We start from the raw sequence: 21,057 nt of genomic DNA on the forward strand, positions 1-21,057 counted from the left end.
GCTTCAATCCTGCTGCCGCGCAAACACGTAGCCCACGCCACGCACCGTGAGGATGCGTTGTGGCGCTTTCGGGTCGGCCTCAATGGCGGCACGAATGCGGCCCATGTGGACATCGATGGAGCGGTCAAAGGCCTCCAGTTCGCGCCCGCGCACAGCCTCCATGATCTGGTCACGCGTGAGCACACGGCCCGCACGTTCGGCCAGCGCCACCAACACGTCGTATTGGTAAGAGGTCAAATCGCAGACCTGCCCAGCCACCGAGACGCGACGGGCGTCGCGGTCGATTTCGAGAGAGCCGAATTGGAGCACTTGCGCGCTGGCTTCGGGCGAGCTGCCTTTGCGGCGCAGGATGGCCTTGATGCGGGCAAGCAACTCTCGGGGCTCAAAAGGTTTGGGCAAATAGTCATCGGCCCCCATTTCCAACCCGATGATGCGGTCCATCGGGTCCCCCTTGGCCGTCAGCATGAGAACTGGCAGTTGCCCCAGCGCACCCGGCAATGCGCGAATGCGCTGACAAACTTGCAAACCGTCCATGTCGGGCAACATCAAATCCAGGATGACCAAGTCCACGCCTGTGGTTTGCAAACGGGTCAAACCACTTTGGGCGTCGGGCGCATGGTCCACGCCAAAGCCGTTTTGCCCCAGATAGTCAGACACCATGGCTGCCAGGCGGGCATCGTCTTCGATCATCAAAATGTGTTGCATCGGATCATCATCGCCTGCGTTTGAAGGCCCATCGTGTCGCTCGGGTAAAGATCGGTAAATTCCGGCCTCAGGCCCTAGCATGCACCCGCGATGCGAGCGCCACCAGCAACAGCACCGGCACCCCCAACCAGGCTGTGGCGGTGAAGAAGCTGGCATAGCCATGGGCATCGACAAAATCACCCGAAAAACCCGCCATGAATTTGGGCAAGAGCAGCATCATGGAGCTGAGCAGCGCGTATTGCGTGGCCGAATAACTGATGTTGGTGAGCGAAGACAAATAGGCAATGAACGCCGCCGAGGCGATGCCGCTGGCCAGGTTGTCGGCCGAGATGACCCAGATCAAAGCCGTCACATCGTGCCCCACGCCGCTGAGCCAGACAAACAACAAATTGCTCACCGCACTGAGCACCGCACCCAGCATGAGGATGCGCATCACACCCCAGCGGGCCGACAGCACGCCACCCACAAAGGCGCCCACCAGCGTCATGACCACGCCATACACCTTGGTCACACTGGCCACCTCGGATTTGGTGAAACCCATGTCCACATAAAACGGGTTGGCCATGATGCCCATGACCACGTCGCTGATGCGGTACACCGCGATCAAGGCCAACACCAGCAGCGCCTGCCAGCGGTAGCGACGCCAGAAATCGGCAAAAGGGTCGACCAGCGCGCCTTGCAACCACTCGGCCAGATTGCGGGCGGGCTTCATCGGCGCAGGCACCGGCTCGGGTGAGCCCAGCACCATGAGCATGCCCGGCAGCATGCTGGCCGCCATGGCCAGGTAGGCCAATTGCCATGCGGCTTGGGCATAGCCCGTGGTTTGCTCACCTTGGGCCCAAGCGGCAATCCACAGCACCCCCGCACCCGCCCAGATCATGGCCAGGCGGTAACCCGTTTGGTAGCTGGCAGCCAGCGCGGCTTGGGCGTTGACTTCGGCCGACTCGATGCGGTAGGCATCGAGCGCAATGTCTTGCGTGGCCGAAGCCACCGCCACGGCCAAGGCACAGGCCACCAAGGGGCCAAGCAATTGCGAGGGGTCGTTGAACGCCATGCCCACCAACCCGCCTGCAATGACGATCTGCGACAACAGCAGCCAGCTGCGGCGACGCCCCAACTGGCGCGTGAGCCAAGGAATGGGCATGCGGTCCACCAACGGGGCCCACATCCACTTGACCCCATAGGCCAGGCCCACCCAACTCAGGTAGCCAATGGTGCTGCGGTCAATGCCCGCCTCGCGCAGCCGAAAGCTCAGCGTGCCCAGCACCAGCAGCAGCGGCAAGCCCGCTGCAAAGCCCAGTGCCAGCATGCGCAAACTGGCCGGTTGCAGATAAAGGCGCAAGGCTTCGCGCCAAGTGCGCACAGTGCGGGGGAGCGTCTCGGAAGAAGGGGCAGTTTCAGACATGGGGGCATTATCGGACGCCTGCGCCCGGCATTGGCCACCTTGAATCCAGGCAAGTCGCTATCATTTGCAAACCATGTGCTTTATTTGCGACCTCAAAACCCCTTCTGCCGATGCAGCCCCAGACGCGCCCGATCTGAAAGCACCACGCTGGCAAGCCCGGCGCGCATTCATGTTGGCTGCAGGCGCCACAGCCGCCGGATCGGCTCTGGCCCAAGTGGACGTGGGCTCATCTTCCAGCCTGCGCAAACTGGTCCCCGCCGAGACGCTGGAGACCTCGGCACGGCAACAATACACACAGGTTTTGGCAGATGCCCGGGCCAAAGGCGCACTGGCCCCCGATGGCCACCCGCAACTGCAACGGCTGCACGCCATCGCCCAAAGACTGATTCCGCACACCGCCCAGTGGAACCCGCGTTCGCGTGACTGGAAGTGGCAAGTCAACCTGATTGGCAGCAAACAAATCAACGCTTGGTGCATGCCCGGCGGCAAGATCGCGTTCTACACCGGCATCCTAGACCAACTGAAACTGAGCGATGACGAAGCGGCCATGATCATGGGGCACGAGATGGCACATGCCCTGCGTGAACACGCCCGCGAACGTCTGGCCAAAAGCCAAGCGACCAGCTTCGGTCTGTCGATTGCGTCGCAGCTCTTGGGCTTGGGCTCGTTGGGCGATGTGGCCGCCAATCTGGGCACCCAATTGCTCACACTGAAATACAGCCGGGATGACGAAACCGAGTCAGACCTGGTGGGCCTGGAGATCGCCGCCCGGGCTGGTTACAAACCCGAAGCCAGTGTCAGCCTGTGGCAAAAAATGCAGGCAGCCAGTGGCAATGGCAGCCCGTCGTTCCTGTCCACTCACCCCAGTGGTGCCAACCGCATTCAGGAACTCGAAGCCAACTTGCCCAAGGTGCAACACCTGTATCAGCAAGCCGCCAAGGGCTGAGCTTGCCCGACCGCTTCAGGTCCCGCCCACGTAAGGGTTGGACTGGCGTTCACGGCCAAAGGTGCTCTCGGGGCCATGTCCAGGAATGAACACCGTGTCATTGCCCATGGGCCACAAGCGTTGGGTGATGCTGGCGATCAAATCATCGTGATTGCCCTGCGGAAAATCGGTGCGCCCGATACTGCCGGCAAACAGCACATCGCCCACAAAAGCACGCTTGATCTCTGGCGAATAAAACACCACATGGCCCGGCGTGTGCCCCGGGCAGTGGCGCACCTGCAAAGTGTGTGCACCCAAGGTGACGGTGTCGCCATCGGCCAGCCAGCGCGTGGGCTTGAAGACCCGCGCAGGTGGAAACCCATAGGCCGCCGCCGCAGCAGGCAAGCCATCGATCCAGAACTGGTCGGCCGGGTGCGGCCCAATGATCGGCAAGCCGCCCAATTGCTCAGCCAAGTCGGCCGTGCCCGATGCGTGGTCCACGTGGCCGTGCGTGATCCAAATTTGTTCGAGCTGGAGGTCCAGGCTCTTGATGGCGCCCAGCAACAAGTCAAGGTCACCGCCCGGGTCCACCACAGCCGCTTGACGCGTCTGGTCGTCCCAGATCAGGGAACAGTTTTGCTGGAAGGGGGTGACGGGGATGGTTTGGTATTGAAGCATCCCTGAATGTTAAAGGCACTTGATAACAAAGTTTCGAACTCGTATTTACCCCCCCGGATCACTTTTCAAGATGAATTCCACCAAATTGATTGAAGTCTGGCGGATTCAATTGCTTAGCACCGCGCTCTCCATAATTCCTCCATATTTCTAATTTACCGTCGTCTGGTCACAGGTCGATCGAGATGGAATAAACATGGAATTGCGAAATTTGAAGTTGGGTTGGTTGTGTTGCATAGCAGGCATGCTCAGTGCTTGTGGAGGACAAGAATCAGCCACCGTCGCACCGTCTGTCATACCCACCCAATTGAGCGTGGCACAAGCCTTGTTTGCAGAAAAAGCCTTGTCTGCCAATGGGCAGATGGCCTGTGCCAGTTGCCATACTGACGACAACGCCCACGCCGATGCCTCTGGCACGAGCCTGCCTCTTGGGGGCATCTCCATGACAGTCCAAGGTTTTCGCAGCAGTCCGACATTGTTGTACCTAGAGACCAATCTGCCTTTTCGTTTTGAAAACGGTCAGGCTTTTGGTGGATTCACATGGGACGGTCGTGCAAGTAGCCGTGCCGAACAAGCGCAAGGTCCCTTGTTGGACACCAGTGAAATGGCCAATGCCAACGCATCTGCGGTGGCTGCCAAGGTGCGTCAGTTACCTTATTACAAAGACTTCGTCAGTGTTTTTGGCCTGCCGGCAATTCCGAGCGATGAGCAAATCTTCGATCAACTCACAAAGGCCCTCCAAACTTACCAGCAATTGGACCCCGACTACCTGCTGTTCAACAGCAAGTTTGATCGCTATCTGGATGGTACCGCGACGCTCACAGCCCAAGAGGATCGTGGGCTGCGTTTGTTCAATGATGCCAATAAAGGCAATTGCATCTCTTGTCACTCCAGCCAGACCGGTGCCCAGGGCGAGCGTCCGCTGTTCACCAACTTTGGCTATTCGGCGCTCGGGTTGCCACGCAACACACAAATTCAGGCCAACGCTGACCCGAGCTTTTTTGACATGGGCCTTTGTGGTCCCAAGCGTACGGATTTAACGGCTCGAACCGATTTGTGCGGACAATTCAAAGTGCCGACCTTGCGCAACATTGAGCTGACCGCTCCCTACTTTCACAATGCCAGTGTGACGACACTGAGCCAGGCGGTGTCTTTTTATGCCACACGAGACCTTCGCCCGGAGCTTTGGTATCCAACGGTGAACGGACAAGTGCAAAAGTTCAACGATTTGCCTGCTAGCTTGCGCGCCAACGTCAATATGGTTCGCCCTTTCGGGTTACGCCCGGGCGATACACCTGTCCTGACTGCGGAAGATGTGGCAGATTTGGTGGCTTTTTTGCGCACACTGACCGATGATCGAACAGCCCCTTCGAGATCACCGCTGGTCAAGCGTTGAGATGCCGTGTCAGGTTAAATCAGTTTGATCATTGCCTAACGGTACTTATCCACCCATGCGTTTTCGCCTATTTCATACACTTTCACTGACGCTGCTTGGCTTTACGGCTGCGGCGGTGTTGTCCTTGGGTGGGTTGACGGCGTGGCATCTTCAAAATGGCTTTGGGGCGTATCTGGCCGAGCGTGATGTGCGGCATTTCGAGCGTTTCGTGGGCGTTGTCGAGGCCCGTATCACCCAAAAGGACGGCTTGGATAAATTATTGGCCGGTCAACTGAACATGCGCGACTTGCTGAATGAAATCAATCCCGGTCCTCTTGGGTCGTCTGGCCAGCCAGGCAGATCACCGCCACCGCATGAGCGCAATTCGGCCCCTTTTCCAGAGCGTATCCAAGTACGGGGACTGAATGGTGCTTTGCTGCTCGGGTCGCCAAGTATCGATCGTCCGGGTAGTGGACCCATGATCGAGCGCTCCGTGCATGCCAAAGACCAAGTGGTTGCATGGGCCCGCATGAGACCCGATCCCATCGTGCGCACCGGCGCCGAAGCCCGCTTTTTGCATGACCAATACGCGCTGATTGCCGCAGGGACTCTCGGGCTGATCGTGCTGGCTTTGTTAACCGCAACCCGGCTGGCACGCCGCTGGACCAAGCCTCTGGCCGCTGTGCAGGAAGCCACACGGCGCTTGGCCCAAGGCGAATTGACGGTGCGCTTACCGATGGAGCCTCACCTGGCCGGGCGCGGTGACGAAATTGGTGATGTCATGCGCAACGTCAACTGCGTATTCCAGTGAATCTGATCAGCTAGTCCAGCAACATGTCCAAATGGACTAGTGTTCATGACCAGAATCGTTTGCTGGATGAAAAACACTACGCCAAGTTAAAGTTGGCACCATGCACTTTTAGGCAAGCTTGGTCACATCCACTAGCTTGTAAGCTGCTACAAGTTCATCCTGAATGGCACGCATGATAGAACGCACATCACTCCATTGACTCAACAATTCTTTTGCTCGTGGATAGGCATCCTGTCGCGCGAAAGGAGAAAGCGTTTTGTCTGAAGTGTTTTCCCACCAGTAGCGGTATTCGGCCTGCCAAGTCTCAAGGAATGGCCGAAGCACGTCACGCATGAATCGATGAATCAATGCGCCGAGATGATTTTCGGTCTTTGTTTTCCCAAGCGTGCCAACGGGAAATGCTCGCATAATCTTTCGAGCTTCACCAAAAAAGGTGTAGACCGAGGCAAGGCTTTCGGCCCAAACTTCACCCGAAAAGTCCGTGCAATCGTCATTCCTTGGTTTCCCAGTAAGAGCAACGCGAGTCGCAAGTTCGGTGTACAACTCCCAAGCGCATTGCCGATCTGACTCCTCGAAGTCTGCACCAAGCTTCACAAAGCCTATGTCTATAGAAAAAGTCCCCTTCTTCATCACTGCCATACGGATCTCCTAGCCATTTTTTGCCTTCATGGTGCCAGAGTTGTCAATAAGTCTCTTAGGTGCTGCCACGGCCATTTCAACAGCTTGCTGAAGCTTGACTGCACTAAGGTGCTCCCAATAGAGCATGTTCGCATATCGAGTTTCTATATTCTGGTGGAATCGGGTAGGGACAATGATCTTGCCGTCCCAGCTCTTTGCATGAGAAGGCAAAACTATTCCAATAAGGCCGTGCTCCTTGTCGAGCGTAGCTTTAATCTCCCAGTCCACATATTTGCGCTGATGTGTTTGCCCGCCAATCAACACGACAGTGCATGACGTGCCTGTGATGTAGTTGTCACGAATGCGTTGCATGACATAGTTAGTGTTGTCGCTATCAATTTGTCGCTCTAACGAATTGTCGAATACCGTCTCCCACTCGTCGTGAAAGAGTCGTGAGAACTCGTCATAGAACCATTGGTCACCGCTATGGTGGTAGCTGATGAAAATTTTTCGACGCTGTGGCCTATAAAGTGTATTTGCCAAATTCGACCAGTGACTGCCTCCGAATAACCCTGTCATGAATAACCTCGCTAGTGATGTAAAACCGTCAATGGCCGCCCCTAGGATCGCTAGCTTTTAAGCTTAATTCAACTGGCAACGGTCAGAATCGTTTGTCCGTTTGCGACTAGCTTTTCCACGCCATCTTTGACCGCAAACAGATCACATGCGGTAAACACTTGGGTCCTCCCTGCTTTGATGACTTTTGCTCTTGCGAGGAAGATTTCACCGACCGCAGGACGCAAGCAATTGACCGAAAAATTGGATGCCAAGACTTTCGGGCCTGCCACGGTCGCCGAAGCGAAACCACATGCGGTATCGATCAGACCACCAATCAAAGCAGCATGCAAGAACCCCGAGTATTGACCCAACTCGTCCTTCCATTTGAGGGCCAGTTCAACGTGTCCTTCACCGGCGCGCAGGACCTCTAACCCGGCCCACTGATTGAACTGAGCAGTGGCGTTGATTTGTTGCAGCAGGTGAAGATGGTCCATTGATGGCTCCTGTACTCATCCCGTTTGGGAAAGGGTTTTATGCTTGATTGACATTTAAGACGACTGGTCATATTATTCGATCCATGCCTAAGCCAAACGTGCGCGAACAACTGCTGGAAGCTGGTCTGCGAACCCTGCATACGCAAGGGTTCAATGGCTGTGCAGTTCAGGACATTACCCAAGCTGCGGGTGTGCCCAAGGGGTCGTTCTACAACCACTTCGAAAGTAAAGAGGCGCTTGCTATGGCGGCGCTGGAAATGTTCTGGGTCAACGGTACAGCCCGGCGTGCCTTGCTGGCCGATGATTCAATTGACCCTGTTGAGCGACTCCGTCAGCATTTTCAAAAGCTCTCGAAAGCATTGGCCAAAATCAAATACGAGCGCGGCTGCATGATCGGCAACTTCAGCTCAGAAATGTCCGGAAACCCTGAATTCAGGGAACGTCTGACCAAGATTTATGCAGACTGGAGTCTTGCGCTTGAGCGCTGTATTGAGGATGCAAAGTCTGCGGGCAAGCTCAAAGCTCAAATTCCACCCAAAGCCTTGGCCGCATTTTTGGTAAATGCTTGGGAAGGGGCTGTTCTGCGTTCAAAGGTAGAACTCAACGGATCAGCAATGGAAGACTTCGAGCAAGTCGTATTTGCGGGATTTTTCGCATGAGGGGCTGATGCCCCTTGTTTTTTTAATCAAAATCAAGACGACCGGTCATCTCATGAAACTCAACTCCACATTCAAACTTGGTGCGTTGGCACTGTCTCATCGCATCGTGATGCCACCTCTTACCCGCATGCGTGCCGGGGCTGATGGGGTGCCGTCGCCTTTTGCTGCCGCCTATTACGCGCAACGGGCAACCCCTGGTGGGTTGATCATTGCCGAGGCCACCCAGATTTCACAGCAGGGCCAGGGATACCCGCAAACGCCGGGCATCTATACAGATCAACAGATCGAGGGTTGGACTCAGGTGGTGAAGGCCGTCAAAGGAAAAGGTGCTCACTTTGTCTTGCAACTTTGGCATGTGGGTCGAATCTCGCACTCCTCACTGCAAGAAGGTGGCGTATTGCCCGTTGCACCATCAGCCATAGCGCCCAAGGGCAACGCATTCACAAGCACGTTCGGTCGGGTCCCCCATGAAGTGCCACATGCTCTTGAGCAGGACGAAATCAAAGACATCGTGGCCGCGTACAAGCGGGCTGCTGAAAACGCCATGAAAGCAGGCTTTGATGGTGTCGAAATCCATGCCGCCAATGGTTACTTGCTCCAACAGTTCTTCGAAGACAACTCAAATCAGCGCCAAGACATTTATGGAGGTTCCATCGAAAACAGAGCACGCTTGCTGTTTGAGGTCCTGGCAGCCGTGGCGCAAGTCTGGCCGATGGACCGAATTGGGGTGCGATTGTCACCGTACAGCGATGTGGGCGATATGGCCGACAGTGATCCTGCGGCGCTCTACACCTACGTGATCACGAAGTTGTCCCAGCAAGGCATCGCTTATTTGGATTTGATCGAGCCACAAGCGCGGGCAGGCTTGACGGCAGAGAAGAACTTGGCTGCCCCCGAATCCGTTTGCACCTTGTTCCGCCCAATGTTTACCGGCCCGTTGATTGCTTCAGGTGGATTTACAGCGCAGACAGCCGAGGCCGCTCTGAATGCAGGCATCGCTGACTTGGTGGGATTTGGCCGCATGTTCATTGCCAACCCTGACTTGCCTAAACGGCTGGTTTCAGGTGCGGCGCTCAATGAACCCAATCCAAAGACCATTTATGGCGGCGGTGAAGCCGGGTACACAGATTACGAATTTCTTGATGGGCAAACGGCCTGAGAAAGAAGCAACACGTTTCATCGAACGCAACCTTAGGAGACCATAAATGACTGAACACATCAAGATCGAACAGCAAGACGGCGTACTGGAAATCATATTTGCCAGACCCGATAAAAAGAACGCCCTGACCAACGACATGTACCGCGCAGCGCGTGCAGCGCTGGAAAGTGCCCGGCACGACAAATCCATTCGCGCCGTTCTCATTGGTGCAGAGGGAAATGCCTTCACGGCTGGCAACGACCTGGGTGATTTTGCGAATGTGTCGTCTGGTAAAGGTGGAGAGCCTCAGGCGGGGCCATTTATTCAAACCATTGGTCAATTTGAAAAACCCATCGTTGCAGCTGTGCCCGGTATCGCTGTCGGTGTGGGAACCACCATGCTGCTGCACTGCGATCTGGTGTATGTGGCCGACACAGCCAAGCTCTCAGCGCCTTTTGTCAATTTGGCGCTGGTGCCAGAAGCTGCATCCAGCATGCTGATGCCAGCTCGCATTGGGTATGTCAAAGCATTTGCAGCATTTGCACTGGGTGAGAGCATCAGCGGCCCAGAGGCCGTGGCATTGGGATTGGCAAACAAAGCACTTCCGCTAGATGAAGTCCTACCTGCGGCACGCAGTGCAGCCCAAACCTTGGCCAAAAAGCCCGCAGGCTCACTCGTGGCGACAAAAAAACTGATGCGCGATGCCGAAACGATCCTGGCACGGATGAAGCAGGAGAGCGCAATCTTTGGTGAACGGCTCAAGAGTGACGAAGCACGGGAGGCCTTCAGTGCCTTTGCAGAACGTCGTCAACCCGATTTCACCAAATTTACCTCCTGATTGGAGAACGCCATGAGCAACATCACTTCTGAGATGACCCCATTTTCGGTTTTGACAGCCGCTATGGTGCAAGACAACGGGAATCACAGCATCGTTCTGCCAGCCGATTGGTTGCAGGGGCGCACAGCCTACGGTGGTCTCTCGGCGGCTCTGTGTTTGCAGGCAACGCTACGCAGTCTTGAGGACCTGCCGCCTTTGCGTTCAGCGCAGTTCTGCTTTGTGGGGCCTGCCACAGGCAAGTTGAGTATTTCTTCCGATGTGCTGCGAAAGGGCAAGTCCACCACTCTGGTGGGTTGCGATTTGACGGGTGACAGCGGATTGGCGGTCAGATCAACACTGTGTTTTGGCGCAGGTCGCACTTCTTCGCACGACCATCAATCGTTTGTCATGCCTAAGGTCGCAGGTCCGGAAGACTGTCCAGGCTATTACGTTTGGCCTGACCGTCCAAACTTCATGAGCCATTTTGATGGCCGACTTGCAGCGGGGGCAAGGCCAAGAACCCTTGGGGCCAAACCCGAAATGACGGTTTGGCTGCGTCATCACGATGCAGGTGATGATGCCAGCCTGGTGCGACTGCTCGCGCTTGCAGATGCACTGCCACCACCTTCACTGGTTTTGTCCAAGGAGTTCATCCCGATCAGCACCATGACTTGGTCCATCGACATGCTGGACGACAAGCCGTTCACATCGACGGGCTGGTGGTTGGTTCAAGCTACTGCCAATACCTCACGGGAGGGTTATTCAGCGCAAGAAACAGTGATCTGGAGCCCTGACGGAAAACCAGTTCTCGTCGCACGCCAGAACGTGGCCATTTTTGGTTGAACAGATGGCCAATCTCAAGAAGATATTTGCTGTCGCATGCGTCGGCACAGCCATCCCTAATCTAGACCTCTTCAGCATCAACATCGCACTGCCCAAGATTGCGGCTGAATTCAAAGATGTGCCGCTGGAGGATTTGTCATGGGTCCTGAATGGGTATGCCATTGCCTATGCCGCATTGCTGGTGTTCTTTGGGCGCTTGGCTGAGGGCTATCGACGCGACCGCAGTTTCATTCTTGGCGTTGGCATTTTCACTTTGGCAGCAGCGGCGAGCGCCACCGCCAGCAACGTCTGGGAGTTGGTCGCCTATCGCGTACTCGCTGCAGCGGGTGCTGCACTCATGACGCCAACCTCTATTGGGTTGATCTTGGCCACATTCCCACCTGAGCGTCGGGGAGCGGCAGTCCGCAACTGGGCAGGTATTGGTGGTTTGGCGGCAGCACTTGGACCTGTGCTCGGCGGCGCTCTGGTGTCGATCGACTGGCGCTGGGTTTTTGTAGCTAACGCCACTTTGGGTGCCAGTTCGATCCTGATCGGGTGGCGGCATCTTCCGAATGTTCCTGGTCACGATGTGAAACGACCCAGCTTGCTCGCGGCATTCTTGGTGACGACAGGGATCGCGGCCCTGATCTTTGCCATCGTCAAAATCAATGCTTGGGGATGGCACTCTCCGCAAGTCATTTCAAGCATGGCGATATCGCTGGTCTTGTTGGGCTTGTTCTGCCTTCACTCTCTGAAGTCACCTAATCCATTGGTTGATCCGGCACTCTTTCGAATTCGACCATATTCGGGTGCCGCCTTGGCCATGATTCCGTATTCGGTCAGTTTCGGGGCTATGCTGTTCTCGGTGGCAGTTTGGGGACAGTCTGCCTGGGGCTGGAGTGCTTTGCAAGCGGGCCTTGCCATCATCCCAGGCCCTCTGATGGTGCCACTGACCGCCTCATTGCTCACGGGTCGATTGATCGAACGCGGTGGAGCTGTTTACCCCGTTACTTTGGGCACGGCACTCATCATGATGGGCTTTGGCATCTGGGCCTCATTCATCGGCACAGAGCCCAATACCGCATTGATCGTCATGGGCATGACCTGCAATGGCATTGGCGTCGGACTGATCTTCCCTGCATTGATGGGTACAGCGACTCAGGCTTTGCCGCCCGATGCGTTTGCAACAGGTTCGGGGGCAATCAACATGCTGCGCCAAGCTTCGATTGCGATTGGTGTGGCAATGTTCGTGGCCATCGTCGGTTCACCTGCATCTCTTCAAGCACGACTTGAGGCATTCCAATTTGGCTGGTGGCTTTTGGCAGCAGTGACTTCACTGACGTTGCTTCCAACCTTCAAGTTTCTGAACTCAAGAAAATCATGAGAACCATGTTCTATGGATGGCGGATCGTTGCCGCCTGCATGCTGTTTGTGACCCTCAGTTGGTCTCTGGGCATCTTCGGCATGGGCGTTTACATCTACGCCCTGACAAGTTTTCAGGGGTTCTCTGTGACGACCGTCTCCACGGCTGTCACGGCGGCATATATTTTGAGTGCATTGCTTTCAGTGAGTGTGGGGAAAACCATTGCGAAGAATGGGCCGCGTTTGGTGGTGGCGATTGGCGCACTGGCCATGGCGACAGGTGTATTGCTGATGCCGTATTGCACCGAAGAATGGCACGTGATCGGCAGTTTCTTGGTCTTGGGACTAGGGATGGCTTGCCTGTCCACCAATACGGTTGGCAGCACTCTGGCCCCATGGTTTGAACGCTTTCAAGGCCGTGCCATGTCTACCTCCATGTTGGGGGCCAGCATTGCAGGAATGATCGGCACCCCCTTGCTGATGAGTGGCATCAAGGTTTGGGGATTCCAAACGACCTTCTTGATTGCAGCCATTGCCGCTGTGACCTTGGTCTTGCCTTTGGCGGGATTTGTCTTGAAGAGGCGTCCACAAGACATGGGCTTACACCCGGACGGGATGGAGAGCCAAAAGGACGGTCAGACACCTGTGTCCATCCAGTGGAGCCTCCAACAGGCAGCAGCTACGTGGCAATTCAAAACGGTCGTGGTGGCATTTGGTCTTGGCTTGCTGGTTCAGGTTGGTTTTCTAAGCCACCATGTACCTATCGCTATTCCAGTGTTGGGTGTGGAGGGCGCGGCAACGGTAGTTTTTGCTGGAGGCGTTGCATCATTGATCGGTCGGTTGTTGCTGGCCCGCTATGCGGATCACCTGGATGTGCGATTGGTGGGAACCGCCGTGCTGCTGATTGCCGCAATCTCGTTGCTGGGTTTGGCCATGTTGCCGCTTACTTGGGCGTTTGTAATGTTCAGCATCACTTACGGGTTGACCTGCGGAAATGTCACCACGCTGTCTCCCATCATCGTTCGACGTGAATTCGGAGCAGCCTCATTTGGGATCATCTATGGATTTGCAGCGGCATTCATTCAGCTCACCATGGCATTCGGGCCTACGATTTACGGTGTCGTCCGTGATGTCTTTGGTGGTTATGTCCCTGTTCTTTTGCTCTGCGCGGCATTGAACATGGTTGCAGCGGGCGCAGCCTTTTGGGGTGGTCGCCGCCCTTTGATGCATCAAACTTGACATCAAATAGCCCGAATAGCGGTCATTGGCTGGAGTGGCAAGTTTCCGCTTAGGGTGATCCAGTCATGCTTAAAAACTCAGCATGACAAGTTCTTAGGAATAGTCTCTTTCCCACCCGTTTCCCCATCCATTGGCGCGAGACAATTGAGCAAGTTTCGGTCCGTAATAGGCCACCCGATCTTTTGCCCACTCATGCCCGTGCCAGAAAAGGTGCATGTTCATACGCCTGCCAGGTGAAAGAACAATCCAGTATTGGCAAACCTTGTCCATATAGGTGAACAACTCTGGGTAATACACGCAAGTCTCAGGGGCATCGGCCAAGATAGGTTGTAGACGCGCATAGCATGCGAGCGCCATGTCTCGCAGTTCAGTTGAGGCAGTTTCTTCTGACAGCTTTGCCATGATGACCGACGCCACCAAAGCATCAAAACTGCCAATTTCTACAAGGCGGTCAAAGTGCTCTGGTGTCAGCTCAACAAGTTCTGCCTGACCAGGAATTTGTCCAGCCCAAGTGATCAACACATCGACAACGTCCGGGGAAAGCTTCTGCAGCTGACGTTGCAGGGCCCAACGATCATGTTTTACCCCCTTGAGGATGTCCCAAATCGGATTGTCAAACCAAGAAGCCGTTCCCGGAAATTGCTGCTCTGCGATTTCAACTGCATCAGATTGATCGTGCTTACGTTTGGGGACGCGGGTGCCACGCTCATAGCTATCCCATTTTCTGGGTCTGTTCACACCATCGATTGAGGTTCGGACAAGGTGAGGTTCCAATGCTTTTTCGATCGCGTAAGAACTTGGCAACCCCGAACGCAGCTTCAGGACGTGAAACCATAGCTGAGTTCTCAAGACATCAAACAAGTTTCGAGGTGGCCTACCAGGCTTGGGTGGGGTGAGAAGCTGAGGCATTTCAATAGAGTACAGAAATTACTGATTTCTGTTCGGGTGGATTGTCAATGCAATTTGGCGAACACTGCGTGACCAATGAAAAAACAGATGGTCATGACTACGAAAACTTCACCACCTGCCACATACGAGCAAGGTGGAAATTTGACAAATTTGCCAATGGAATTGGTTGAAGTTTTGTATGAAGACTTTCGAAATCGACATGGGCCAATCCTGGGTGGCGGGGACTTGGCCAAAGCCATGGGCTATCGATCACTGGCTGCGTTTCGTCAAGCTCGTCGCCGTGGACAAGTAGAGGTTGAATTGTTCTCTCTTCCCAATCGCAGGGGAGTATTTGCCTTGGGTTTTGATGTCGCCAAATGGCTGGCACAAGCAAGCCAAGCAAACAAGACCGTGCCCACGCAGGGGGACAGCAGTACTTAGATCAATAAATTTTTCACCCAGAACGCAAAAAGCCCGAGGCGGTCACCTCGGGCCCATTGCACCTAGCCGTTAAGCCAGATCAAGTTCACCACTTGTGAGATGGATTATCGGTGCGGCGTACCCGTCAGTCAAGTGGCGGGGCGTGCTGGATGAACTCACCCATCGGCGCTTGACCGAGTGCCGAATTTATCCAGGAGCATGCCTATGAGGCTTCCAATCTATTTGCAGCGGGAAATCGCCCGTTTGCATTTTTATGAGTCACGTCAGTCCCATCGGTCAATTGCCCGAATGCTGGGACTGTCCCCCAATACTGTTCGGGTATTTCGAAAACAACTATCTGTCTCTGACATACCCTGGACAGAGTTGCAGCTTTATACGGACGAACAGTGGCGCACGACCCTAAAAACTCATGACCGATCGGTGGCGCAGCGCAAACTGTCTCCCGATTGGAGTTGGGTGCATGAGCAGATGCAAATGGCTGATGCCACGCTAGAGAGAATCTGGCGTGAATGGCGAGAAACCCAACCCGAAGGCATTGGCTACAGCGCCTTCACTGGCAGCTACAAAGATTGGATCAAATCAAGACATATCGTCATGCGTCAGACTCATGCGCCAGGCGACAAATTGTTCGTTGATTTTGCTGGGCGCACAGTCGAGATTCGAGATCCCAAAGGTGGGCCATCTTTCTATGCTCAGATCTTTGTGGCGGTTCTCGGATACTCCAACCTTACCTACGCTCAGGCTGTTGCCTCTCAGCAAACCGCTGACTGGGTGCAATGCCATATCGATTGCTTTGCCGCCATTGGCGGTGCTCCGAATTGGGTGGTCAGCGATAACCTCAAAGCTGCAGTCTTGCGGCGCGAACGGGATCGAATTGTCATCAATCCGGCATACCGAGAATGTTTAGCCCATTACGACACGGTAATAGTTCCTACTCGCGTGCGCCGCCCCCAAGATAAGGCTAAAGCGGAGGTCGGGGTTCAAATCGCGCAGCGCTGGATACTCTTCGGTTTACGGCACAGGGTGTTTTTCAGTCTTGAAGAACTCAATCATGAAATTCGTCGTCTCATGATTGAAATGAACGATCACCCATTCAAGAAATTGCCGGGCAATCGAAGGGAGCGATTCGAGGCCGTTGAGCGCGACAGACTTAAACCATTGCCAAGTCAACCGTTTGAGCCGTGCGACTGGCGATATGGTGTCCGGGTCGGAGACGATTACCACCTTGAGCATGATGCTGTTTACTACTCGGTTCCGCATGCCTTGAGAGGTAAGCGTGTGGACTTGCGCTTCACGCGCAGCGTTATGGACATCATGCACAGTGGAAAGCGCGTAGCTCTTCACGCACTGAGCACAACCACTGGTACGGTGGTCACGTTGCCGGAACACCGTCCTATTGCACATCAACGGATGCTGGAGGGAGAACCCTTGGCCCTGAGCAACTGGGCACGCTTAGCTGGTCCAAATACGCAGACCATGATCAAACAGCATTTGGAAAACCGAACCGACTTGGTCAATGGACTGAAAACAGCCAGACGCATGCGGGAACTTGCTCGCATCCACGGTGATGAGCGATTTGAAGAGGTCTGCGCCTATGCAGTGCCGCTGAATATCACGGCTTTGCGAAGTGTGGAGTCCATCCTCAAGCAACAGGCAGACCGCAGATCAAATCAAACTGTGATGCCTATTCCGATAGCACATGAAAATTTACGCGGCGCAGCCTATTACGGAGGTGCCCAATGAGCGGATTGAACCAAACCCTCGCTCGCATGCGTGATTTGAAGCTATCGTCAATGGCTGATGCTTTGCAACATCAAATGGAAACACCAAATCTTCATCAATTGGGCTTCGAAGAGCGTCTTGGAATCTTGATTGAACATGAGTGGGCTGAACGTGAAAATCGAAAACTCAAGCGTCTTGTCCGAGGCGCCGGATTACCTGAGGCCGCATGTCTTGAAGATTTGGACTACAGAACAACACGAAACTTGGACAAGTCCTTCATTGCTGGCTTATCGGCCTGTGAGTGGGTTCGTCGGCAACAAAACCTGATCATCTTGGGGGCAACAGGACTGGGCAAGACTTGGCTTGCATCTGCCTTTGCCACTCAAGCCTGCCGACTCAAGCTGGCAGCGGGTTTTTATCGAGTGTCGGATTTGTTCACTGATATTGCCCTGGCCACGCTTGACGGCTCACTTCCTAAACTTAAGGCGGCATTGAATAAACCACAACTTCTGATTCTTGATGACTTTGGGATAGGAAACATGACAGTTCAAGCTGCCCATGTGCTACTGGATGTGGTGGATCGCCGGATGCGAACGGGGTCACTTCTAATTACAAGTCAGTATCCAACAGATCAATGGCATGGGTTCTTTCCCGATCCAACGATTGCAGATGCCGTGCTAGATCGCGTGGTTCATCAGGCCCATCGAATTCAACTCAAAGGTGAATCGATGAGAAAACTGCAAGCCAAGAAGCGATTACAAGAAGAATAGTCCTGAGCACCGTGCTGGATCACCGTTCACCGAGGTGGTCCAGCATCGTGACTAAGAATGCAACCAGATGATCGCTAGGCACGATGTTGAACTTGTGCCAGTTGCGCAAGAGTCGTGTACTTACTGATCAACTCATATTGGTATGACTGATCACGTCGGATTGGAACTGGTGGTCAAATGGGGGTGGAATACGCATCAACCGCATGGCCGAAGGCTTGCAAAAGCTGGAAGCAGCACGTCGTCGCTGGCTTGCCGACATCTCGCATGAACTGCGCACACCGCTGACTGTGTTACGCGGCGATGTTGAGGCATTGAATGAAGGCATTCGGCCTTTGCGACCCGAGGCCATTGAGGTTTTGCATGAGGAAGTGCTGCGTCTGAACAGGCTGGTAGACGACCTGCACCTGCTGGCCATCTCCGATCTGCAAACACTGCCTTGCCACATGGCTGGTGACGATGCTGTGGCCATGTTGCAACGTTTACAAGGTCGCTACGAATCTCGTGCCCGTGCAGCAGGGCTCAGTTTGCGCGTGCAATGGCCCGCCCATCTGGCCATGCTGAATGTGCACTGGGACACGGGCCGTATGGAGCAACTCATGGCTAACTTGCTAGAGAACAGTTTGCATTACACCCATGCACCAGGGCAGGTACTTGTTCGGCTGGAATTGGATGACCACCGAATCCGCCTGGTGGTGGAAGACAGTGCCCCCGGCGTTTCTGAGGGTCAGTTACCTCAGCTTTTCGAGCCTCTTTACCGTGGCGATGCAGCACGCGACAACCGATCAGGCGGCAGCGGGCTTGGGTTGGCCATCTGTCAGGTCATTGCCGAAGCGCATGGAGGCCAACTGACAGCTTCAGCATCGGGGCTTGGCGGCTTGGCCTTGACGCTTGAACTTCCGCGAACATCAGATGTATTGCAAGCCGCATTGACCGGGAGTGCACCATGAACAGCCCCCGTCGTGTTCTGGTGGTGGAGGACGATCCGCGAATCGCCTTGCTGCTGGTGGACTACTTGCGCAGCGAAGGCTTCGAGGCACACAGTCTCGTGGATGGCCAACTGGCACTCTCTGAAGTTCGTCATGCGCCTCCCAACCTTCTGATACTGGATTTGAACTTGCCCGGCCTGGACGGTGTGAGTCTGTGCCGCGCCGTGCGGGAGTTTTCTGACATTCCAATTTTGATGGTGACCGCGCGCATCGACGAGTTGGACCGCTTACTCGGCTTGAACAGCGGTGCTGACGACTACGTTTGCAAGCCTTTCAGCCCCCGTGAGGTGATGGCCCGCGTTCATGCACTCCTGCGCCGTGCAGAGCGGCGCATGACAACTGCAGCAGAAATCTGGACCATCGATGATGCCTGTTTGAGCATCGCGTGGCGTGGATATCGGTTGTCATTGACCCCTGTTGAATTCAAAATGTTGCGTCAACTCTTGAGCCAACCGGGACGCGTGTTCTCTCGGGGACAATTGCTTGAAAATGTCCATGGTGATTTGCGTGATGTGAGCGACCGGGCTATCGACACCCACATCAAGAACCTGCGACGCAAGATGCAAAACATTCAGTCAGAGGATGATTGCATCGCCTCCGTGTATGGCGTGGGCTACCGTTTCGAGCCGCCCTCACAGTAGTGCCCGGCAAGACGCCGGGCCCTCCTTTCGAGTTGTTCCTTCGCGGGGCCAGCACCCTCAATCCTGACTGATAGGAAACTAGAAGCTGTAGCGCATTCCAAGTGTGGCGGCGCTGGCTTTTACCTCTTCAGATACCTTGCCATAGCCATCCAGATTGAGGGTCAGCGCAATGTTGCGGTTGACCTTGTACTCTGCACCAACGCCCAGCATGAGCGAGGCCTTATGTCCACCCAATGTGTATGACGAGTCTGCCGAATCTTTGCCGCTGACTTGGCCAAAGGACACGCCCAGTTTGCCAGTCAGTGAGAAGCCGGAACCCAAAGCCATACGGCCTGTGCCAGCCATGTACATGCTGCGTGCGTCGCCGCTGTGACGAACACTGGAGCCGTCGCTGACGGTGAGGTCCTTGTGGACACGACCGAGTTCGACCAAGCCAGCTTCCACCCCCCAAGCTTCTGTGAGCTGATAGCCTCCGTACAATTTCGCTGCAGTAGGGGGAGCACCATGTGTTCCATCATGACCATCGTCGCGTGGACCTAGCTTGCTGACGCCTATACCGATGCCCACATAGGGGCCTCGTGCATCGCTGGCTTCAGGCGCAGATTCGGCTGCATGAGATATCGAAACAAGTCCGGCTGTTATTGCAATAGGCCAAAGTAGGCGTGCAACAGAGTGCTTAAGCGTTGTACTGTTCATCAAGGTTCTCCTGGGTAAATCCGGTCCGATTTGTTCCGGTGAAACTGACTGTGCGCTGGCAATGCGGAGCCATCATGAGAATTCGCTCACAGTTCACACACAGTCTTCGCGAAACACAGGGAGTACGCTTAATGTGTGCCATCTTTGATGCACAAGTGCTGGCAAAGGTGCTTTTCATGCACTCGCAAAGTGGATATTCGAACACCTCCTCTGAATAACGGCATCGGGTCAGTTGCAGCCAAACACTCACTAGAAGGTGGAGGTCCGCTCCCAGGCTGAGACAGTCATAAAAGCTGAATGACTCAGGCCAGCTTTTATTGCAAGCGATAAGCTTTGGAAATCAACGCTGTTCTAAAAATTGACTACAAAGAAATTCTGAGTCGACCAATTTTCGTTACTGCAATTCGACACTTTGACAAAGGACTTTTGACCTGATTTTGATTCTTCTCATAGGCAACCGAGTTCTAAACTTTGTTATCAGATTCTTTGGTACAGTCGACCACAGCCAGCGCCTTTGAACTTCGGCTTTCGCGCTGCAACGATTGCCTTTTTGCACCCCTCATTCCCCGGCTACCTGACCAAACAGGAAAGCATCGCCGTTTTGGGTGTGGATGACTTGCTCATCCGCTCACTGCTCGACAAAAACCAGTTCCACGACCCCTTGGACGAGGCCCTGAATTTGGGCATTTCTTCGGCTACTTGGCCTTTGTTTGGCCTGCTGTGGCCGTCGGGTCAGCGCATGGCCGAACGCATGGCCAAGCGGCCCGTGACGGGCGAGCGCATTCTGGAGATTGGCTGCGGCCTGGGTTTGTCCAGCCTGGTGGCGCATCGGCGCGGGGCCAATATCACAGCCAGCGACTGCCATCCGTTGACCCACGCCTTTCTCGATGAAAACACCCGATTGAACGGTTTGCCTCCAATGGCTTACCGCCATGGCTTGTGGGGCACTGCAGCCTTGCGCGAAGACGGTTTACCTGTGTTGACTTCGGCACATGACGACGGCGTGAAGGGACTCTTTGATTTGATTGTGGGCAGCGACATCCTGTACGAGCGCGACGACGAAGGCACGCTGGCCAGCTTCATCAACGAACATGCCGCACTCGCTTCGGAGATCTGGGTGGTGGACCCGAACAGGGGCAACCGGTCCGCATTTCACAAACACATGGCGCGCGTGGGCTTTGCCATGCATGAGCAGGTGCTCGACCAACCTGCGCACGAGAATGTCTTGGCCTACAAAGGACGCATGCTCACCTACACCAGGGGCTAAGACACTCGGCTTCGTTTAAGCTGATGAACCCATTGATTCACGA

At 54.9% G+C, this 21,057-nt stretch carries 23 protein-coding genes; 15 read left to right on the forward strand and 8 right to left on the reverse strand.

Going from position 1 to position 21,057, the window contains the following annotated elements:
* Positions 1 to 3: 3 nt before the first annotated feature.
* Both ACZ5VE_RS13770 and ACZ5VE_RS13775 read right to left on the reverse strand, forming a co-directional pair.
* A complete protein-coding gene (locus ACZ5VE_RS13770; RefSeq protein WP_464455697.1) occupies positions 4 to 705 on the reverse strand; it encodes a response regulator in 702 nt (233 codons plus the stop codon).
* A gap of 67 nt (positions 706 to 772) precedes the next feature.
* Positions 773 to 2,110, reverse strand: a complete 1,338-nt coding sequence (locus ACZ5VE_RS13775; RefSeq protein WP_464455698.1) for an AmpG family muropeptide MFS transporter — start codon at positions 2,108 to 2,110, stop codon at positions 773 to 775.
* 73 nt (positions 2,111 to 2,183) lie between these two features.
* On the opposite strand from ACZ5VE_RS13775, the gene ACZ5VE_RS13780 reads away from it, so the two are divergent.
* Positions 2,184 to 3,056 carry a M48 family metallopeptidase gene (locus ACZ5VE_RS13780; RefSeq protein WP_464455699.1) on the forward strand — a complete coding sequence of 291 codons (873 nt, stop codon included), beginning with the start codon at positions 2,184 to 2,186 and terminating at the stop codon, positions 3,054 to 3,056.
* Between the two features lie 15 nt (positions 3,057 to 3,071).
* Here ACZ5VE_RS13780 and ACZ5VE_RS13785 read toward each other — a convergent pair whose 3' ends face one another.
* A complete protein-coding gene (locus ACZ5VE_RS13785) occupies positions 3,072 to 3,713 on the reverse strand; it encodes an MBL fold metallo-hydrolase (protein WP_464455700.1) in 642 nt (213 codons plus the stop codon).
* Between the two features lie 310 nt (positions 3,714 to 4,023).
* Between ACZ5VE_RS13785 and ACZ5VE_RS13790 the strand changes: the two genes are divergently transcribed.
* Positions 4,024 to 5,106, forward strand: coding sequence for a cytochrome-c peroxidase (locus ACZ5VE_RS13790; protein WP_464455701.1), 1,083 nt, complete (start codon positions 4,024 to 4,026; stop codon positions 5,104 to 5,106).
* A gap of 55 nt (positions 5,107 to 5,161) precedes the next feature.
* Positions 5,162 to 5,896: a HAMP domain-containing protein gene (locus ACZ5VE_RS13795; RefSeq protein ID WP_464455702.1), complete on the forward strand. Its 735-nt coding sequence runs from the start codon at positions 5,162 to 5,164 to the stop codon at positions 5,894 to 5,896.
* Between the two features lie 108 nt (positions 5,897 to 6,004).
* Here ACZ5VE_RS13795 and ACZ5VE_RS13800 read toward each other — a convergent pair whose 3' ends face one another.
* The 3 genes from ACZ5VE_RS13800 to ACZ5VE_RS13810 all read right to left on the reverse strand — a co-directional run bounded on the left by ACZ5VE_RS13800 (position 6,005) and on the right by ACZ5VE_RS13810 (position 7,566).
* Entirely contained in the window at positions 6,005 to 6,535 is a 531-nt protein-coding gene (locus tag ACZ5VE_RS13800; protein WP_464455703.1) for a hypothetical protein, read from the reverse strand.
* A gap of 9 nt (positions 6,536 to 6,544) precedes the next feature.
* Positions 6,545 to 7,093: a TIR domain-containing protein gene (locus ACZ5VE_RS13805; protein WP_464455704.1), complete on the reverse strand. Its 549-nt coding sequence runs from the start codon at positions 7,091 to 7,093 to the stop codon at positions 6,545 to 6,547.
* 68 nt (positions 7,094 to 7,161) lie between these two features.
* Positions 7,162 to 7,566, reverse strand: a complete 405-nt coding sequence (locus ACZ5VE_RS13810) for a PaaI family thioesterase (RefSeq protein ID WP_464455705.1) — start codon at positions 7,564 to 7,566, stop codon at positions 7,162 to 7,164.
* A 98-nt stretch (positions 7,567 to 7,664) separates the two neighbouring features.
* On the opposite strand from ACZ5VE_RS13810, the gene ACZ5VE_RS13815 reads away from it, so the two are divergent.
* From ACZ5VE_RS13815 to ACZ5VE_RS13840, 6 genes are read left to right on the forward strand one after another with little or no spacing between them, the layout of a single operon-like run.
* A complete protein-coding gene (locus tag ACZ5VE_RS13815; RefSeq protein WP_464455706.1) occupies positions 7,665 to 8,225 on the forward strand; it encodes a TetR family transcriptional regulator C-terminal domain-containing protein in 561 nt (186 codons plus the stop codon).
* Between the two features lie 52 nt (positions 8,226 to 8,277).
* Positions 8,278 to 9,384, forward strand: a complete 1,107-nt coding sequence (locus ACZ5VE_RS13820; protein WP_464455707.1) for an alkene reductase — start codon at positions 8,278 to 8,280, stop codon at positions 9,382 to 9,384.
* A gap of 46 nt (positions 9,385 to 9,430) precedes the next feature.
* A complete protein-coding gene (locus tag ACZ5VE_RS13825) occupies positions 9,431 to 10,201 on the forward strand; it encodes an enoyl-CoA hydratase (RefSeq protein WP_448447424.1) in 771 nt (256 codons plus the stop codon).
* 12 nt (positions 10,202 to 10,213) lie between these two features.
* Entirely contained in the window at positions 10,214 to 11,023 is an 810-nt protein-coding gene (locus ACZ5VE_RS13830; protein ID WP_464455708.1) for a thioesterase family protein, read from the forward strand.
* Between the two features lie 4 nt (positions 11,024 to 11,027).
* The gene (locus ACZ5VE_RS13835; protein WP_464455709.1) at positions 11,028 to 12,386 is read left to right on the forward strand and encodes an MFS transporter; all 1,359 of its coding nucleotides are present in this window, start codon (positions 11,028 to 11,030) and stop codon (positions 12,384 to 12,386) included.
* Positions 12,383 to 13,603: an MFS transporter gene (locus ACZ5VE_RS13840; RefSeq protein ID WP_464455710.1), complete on the forward strand. Its 1,221-nt coding sequence runs from the start codon at positions 12,383 to 12,385 to the stop codon at positions 13,601 to 13,603. The genes ACZ5VE_RS13835 and ACZ5VE_RS13840 overlap by 4 nt, the downstream gene beginning before the upstream one ends.
* 93 nt (positions 13,604 to 13,696) lie before the next feature.
* On the opposite strand, the gene ACZ5VE_RS13845 is transcribed toward ACZ5VE_RS13840, so the two are convergent.
* Complete coding sequence (locus ACZ5VE_RS13845) at positions 13,697 to 14,464, reverse strand: hypothetical protein (protein ID WP_464455711.1); 768 nt, start codon at positions 14,462 to 14,464, stop codon at positions 13,697 to 13,699.
* A gap of 141 nt (positions 14,465 to 14,605) precedes the next feature.
* Here ACZ5VE_RS13845 and ACZ5VE_RS13850 point away from each other — a divergent pair, with 141 nt between their 5' ends.
* The 5 genes from ACZ5VE_RS13850 (at position 14,606) to ACZ5VE_RS13870 (ending at position 19,051) form a co-directional block, all read left to right on the forward strand.
* Positions 14,606 to 14,932: a hypothetical protein gene (locus tag ACZ5VE_RS13850; RefSeq protein WP_464455712.1), complete on the forward strand. Its 327-nt coding sequence runs from the start codon at positions 14,606 to 14,608 to the stop codon at positions 14,930 to 14,932.
* A 204-nt stretch (positions 14,933 to 15,136) separates the two neighbouring features.
* Positions 15,137 to 16,675 (forward strand): IS21 family transposase, encoded by a 1,539-nt coding sequence (gene istA / locus ACZ5VE_RS13855; RefSeq protein ID WP_464455713.1) that lies wholly within the window; start codon positions 15,137 to 15,139, stop codon positions 16,673 to 16,675.
* Positions 16,672 to 17,424, forward strand: a complete 753-nt coding sequence (istB, locus tag ACZ5VE_RS13860) for an IS21-like element helper ATPase IstB (protein ID WP_464455714.1) — start codon at positions 16,672 to 16,674, stop codon at positions 17,422 to 17,424. The genes istA and istB overlap by 4 nt, the downstream gene beginning before the upstream one ends.
* 203 nt (positions 17,425 to 17,627) lie before the next feature.
* Complete coding sequence (locus tag ACZ5VE_RS13865) at positions 17,628 to 18,371, forward strand: ATP-binding protein (protein WP_464455715.1); 744 nt, start codon at positions 17,628 to 17,630, stop codon at positions 18,369 to 18,371.
* On the forward strand, positions 18,368 to 19,051 hold the full coding sequence (locus ACZ5VE_RS13870) for a response regulator (protein WP_464455716.1): 684 nt from the start codon (positions 18,368 to 18,370) through the stop codon (positions 19,049 to 19,051). The genes ACZ5VE_RS13865 and ACZ5VE_RS13870 overlap by 4 nt, the downstream gene beginning before the upstream one ends.
* Before the next feature lie 78 nt (positions 19,052 to 19,129).
* Here ACZ5VE_RS13870 and ACZ5VE_RS13875 read toward each other — a convergent pair whose 3' ends face one another.
* On the reverse strand, positions 19,130 to 19,747 hold the full coding sequence (locus ACZ5VE_RS13875) for an outer membrane beta-barrel protein (protein ID WP_464455717.1): 618 nt from the start codon (positions 19,745 to 19,747) through the stop codon (positions 19,130 to 19,132).
* 514 nt (positions 19,748 to 20,261) lie between these two features.
* Between ACZ5VE_RS13875 and ACZ5VE_RS13880 the strand changes: the two genes are divergently transcribed.
* A complete protein-coding gene (locus ACZ5VE_RS13880) occupies positions 20,262 to 21,014 on the forward strand; it encodes a class I SAM-dependent methyltransferase (protein ID WP_464455718.1) in 753 nt (250 codons plus the stop codon).
* Positions 21,015 to 21,057 lie beyond the last annotated feature (43 nt).

Source organism: Limnohabitans sp. INBF003 (genome assembly GCF_055396645.1).